At 34.2% G+C, this 3,254-nt stretch carries 4 protein-coding genes and 1 other annotated feature; all 4 genes read left to right on the top strand.

Annotation, left to right across the window (positions count from 1 at the left end):
* Nucleotides 1-246: 246 nt before the first annotated feature.
* Nucleotides 247-317 (top strand) — a sequence feature (ribosomal protein L21 leader region).
* A gap of 33 nt (nt 318-350) precedes the next feature.
* The 4 genes from rplU (at nt 351) to thrC (ending at nt 2,984) form a co-directional block, all read left to right on the top strand.
* The gene (rplU, locus tag GSA01S_RS09755) at nt 351-659 is read left to right on the top strand and encodes a 50S ribosomal protein L21 (protein ID WP_066127078.1); all 309 of its coding nucleotides are present in this window, start codon (nt 351-353) and stop codon (nt 657-659) included.
* 2 nt (nt 660-661) lie between these two features.
* Nucleotides 662-1,009 (top strand): ribosomal-processing cysteine protease Prp, encoded by a 348-nt coding sequence (locus GSA01S_RS09750; protein ID WP_066127076.1) that lies wholly within the window; start codon nt 662-664, stop codon nt 1,007-1,009.
* A 13-nt stretch (nt 1,010-1,022) separates the two neighbouring features.
* The gene (rpmA, locus tag GSA01S_RS09745; protein WP_066127071.1) at nt 1,023-1,313 is read left to right on the top strand and encodes a 50S ribosomal protein L27; all 291 of its coding nucleotides are present in this window, start codon (nt 1,023-1,025) and stop codon (nt 1,311-1,313) included.
* 168 nt (nt 1,314-1,481) lie between these two features.
* Nucleotides 1,482-2,984: a threonine synthase gene (gene thrC, locus GSA01S_RS09740; RefSeq protein ID WP_066127068.1), complete on the top strand. Its 1,503-nt coding sequence runs from the start codon at nt 1,482-1,484 to the stop codon at nt 2,982-2,984.
* Nucleotides 2,985-3,254: the final 270 nt, after the last annotated feature.

Here is a 3,254-nt window from a genome sequence, read left to right as displayed (position 1 = left end):
CTACTTCTGGCTACTCCCAACTGTGCGGGGGTAGGCAGATGAAGCGAAAATTATTTAATTTTCTACTTCTTGCCCACTCCCTTTTTGATGAATGATATAAACAATAAGCAACTGTAAATGTTAGGGTAATGCGACCTTGGGTAATATAGTTTAACAACACCAGAATAATTTACATTTCTTTTTCGAAAAAAACTTTGACACTGAAGGCCATATTTGTTATGATACTTATGTTGTATTTGTGTAGCACCACATCTGCAACCGCACAAGTTGAGTTTTAAGACCTGATGGCACTTAACATGGCGAGTCTAAGTGTAGGGGAAACCCGTAAATATAATATAGGAGGTGCTTTAATGTACGCAATTATTAAAACTGGCGGTAAACAAATTAAAGTTGAAGTTGGTCAATCAATCTTTGTTGAAAAATTAGATGTAGAAGCAGGCGATAAAGTTACTTTTGATGAAGTAATCTTAGTAGGTGGCGAAACTACAAAAGTAGGAACTCCATTAGTTGAAGGCGCAACTGTTGAAGCGACTGTTGAAAAACAAGGTCGTGAAAAGAAAGTTGTAACTTTCAGATACAGACGTCGTAAAGATTCACATCGTAAACAAGGTCATCGTCAACCTTATACAAAATTAACAATTGACGCAATCAACGCTTAATTATGATTAAGATAAAAGTAATGGTTGATGAAAAACAATTGATTCAACAAATTATTACAACCGGACATGCAGGTTATGCTGATTCTGGTTATGATATTGTTTGTGCAGCTGTTTCAAGTCAACTGATTTCGGTCGAAAATTCATTACATCAACTGATCCAAGTACCCGTTCAAACAGAAGTGAACGAAGTTGATGGGGGTTATTTAAAAATAATTTTACCAACTGAATTGACCAAAAAACAAACTGAACAATCACAACTATTATTATCACATTTAGTGTTTGCTTTAGAAGTGATTGCTGAAAGTTATCCTGAATTCGTCAAAATTCAAAATTCAAAATTTATACCATAGGAGGTGCTGTCTCATGTTGAAATTAAATTTACAATTATTCGCTACTAAAAAGGGTGGAGGTTCTACTCAAAACGGTCGTGATTCTATTGCTAAACGTTTAGGTGCTAAAGCAGCTGACGGCGAAACAGTTACTGGTGGTTCTATCCTATACCGTCAACGCGGTACTAAAATCCATCCTGGTAACAATGTAGGTCGCGGTGGCGATGATACATTATACGCTTTAGTTGAAGGTGTTGTACGCTTTGAACGTAAAGGTAAAAAACATAAACAAGTTTCTGTTTATCCAGTTGCTGCAGAAGCTTAATCCATATATATAAAGGCTCTAGACATTCTTCAAAAATGAATGGGGCAGAAAAGGGGCATGTTAGTCTAAAAAAAACTAATATGTCTTTTTTTTTACTTAATTTTACCGGAATTAAGTGACAATTTGATGAGGATTTAGTATGATTATTCTTAGAAAGTAGGGATGGTAATGACACAAATTTTATATAATAGTACAAGAAATAATCAGAATAAATTAACGGCCGCTCAAGCCATTGTAAAAGGTATCGCTAATGATGGAGGACTATACTTTCCAGAGACCATGCCAACAATTGACTTAGATTGGGACCACTTAAAAGATGCCTCTTATCAAACAATCGCTAAATTAGTTTTAGGAGCATTTTTTACTGATTTTACGGAAGATGAAATAGCTTATTGTGTGGATCGTGCCTATGATGATAAATTTGATAATGAACTGATTGCCCCTTTAAAAGCTATCAATGAACAAGTATCGATTCTTGAATTATTTCATGGGAATACGATTGCTTTTAAAGATATGGCTTTATCGATTTTACCGTATTTATTAACCACTGCTGCTAAAAAATTAAAGATAGAAGAAGAAATAGTCATTCTAACTGCTACCTCTGGGGACACCGGAAAGGCAGCTCTAGCTGGTTTTAGCGAGGTACCCAATACACGAATAGTGGTATTTTATCCTAAAGATGGCGTCAGTGACATTCAAGAACGCCAAATGGTCACACAGGAGGGGAATAATACTAAGGTAGTGGCAGTTAATGGGAACTTTGATGACGCTCAAACTAAAGTAAAAGAATTATTTAATGATCAAGCATTAAACAAACAACTTAAAAAACAAGGTTTTTTACTTTCCAGTGCCAATTCCATTAATATTGGTCGATTAGTGCCACAGGTAGTTTATTATGTATATAGTTATGCTCAGTTATTAAAAAATGGTGCAATTAAATCAGGTGATCAAATAAATGTCTCGGTGCCGACGGGGAATTTTGGGAACATTTTGGCGGCTTATTTTGCCAAATTGATTGGGGTACCAATTGAAAAACTTATTTGTGCGTCTAATCGCAATAATGTATTAGTCGATTTCTTTAATGAGGGTATCTATGATAGAAGACGTCCTTTCTATTTAACAAGTTCACCATCAATGGACATTCTTGTTTCAAGTAATCTTGAAAGACTGATTTATTTATTGAATCAGCGTCAGGATGAGCCAACCAAAAAATGGATGGAACAATTAATTAAAAAAGGAAGCTATCAAATTACTCAGACGGTTAAAGAACAATTAACTGATTTTTATGCTAATGAAGCAGATGATGTCTTAACTGCTACGACCATTAAAGAGGTTTATCAAGATAATCATTATATTCTTGATCCACATACGGCTGTCGCATATGCGGTATATCAACGATATCTAAAGGAAACTCAATCACAAGATCGACAAAATATAACGGTCATTGCAGGCACTGCCAGCCCTTATAAATTCCCAGAAAGTGTGTTACATGCATTGGAAGTTAATACTAGTCAATTATCTGGACGTCAATTAATTGAAAAATTGGCTGAAATTAGTCAAATTGAAGTGCCGTCTGCCATTGAAAATCTTTTTGATGCGCCAATTCGACATCAAGAAGTCGTGGAAATTGAAGAGATGAAAGACACTATTTTACGATTTTTATTAAAATAATGTTTTAAGTTGTTAATATTTAATGGTTAAAGTCATAACGCTTTGCTTAAATCAAGTATATATCAGTTAATTTGATCAATATAGTGATCTTATGAATTAAAATAAAATTTTTTAGGTCGATGACTTTGGTTAATTCCGTTAATAATTAAAGCGTTATAATCAATTTTCATTAGCAAATCATTAGGAATTCAATATTGGACTGAATGGGCGACCAATTTATTTTTGTTTAAGGCTGGGCAAAAACTTTTAAAATTCTGTTCAGGCATATCT

It is taken from the genome of Globicatella sanguinis NBRC 15551 (assembly GCF_001552295.1).
GTDB classification, from domain to species: domain Bacteria; phylum Bacillota; class Bacilli; order Lactobacillales; family Aerococcaceae; genus Globicatella; species Globicatella sanguinis.
The sequence above is the reverse complement of the archived record's forward strand: the minus strand, read 5'-3'. Positions and strand labels throughout refer to the sequence as shown.

What these genes read in the sequence shown, in the direction of transcription:
- rplU (WP_066127078.1), top strand. Translation starts at nt 351, where the DNA reads ATGTACGCAATTATTAAAACTGGCGGTAAACAAATTAAAGTTGAAGTT.
- GSA01S_RS09750 (WP_066127076.1), top strand. Translation starts at nt 662, where the DNA reads ATGATTAAGATAAAAGTAATGGTTGATGAAAAACAATTGATTCAACAA.
- rpmA (WP_066127071.1), top strand. Translation starts at nt 1,023, where the DNA reads ATGTTGAAATTAAATTTACAATTATTCGCTACTAAAAAGGGTGGAGGT.
- thrC (WP_066127068.1), top strand. Translation starts at nt 1,482, where the DNA reads ATGACACAAATTTTATATAATAGTACAAGAAATAATCAGAATAAATTA.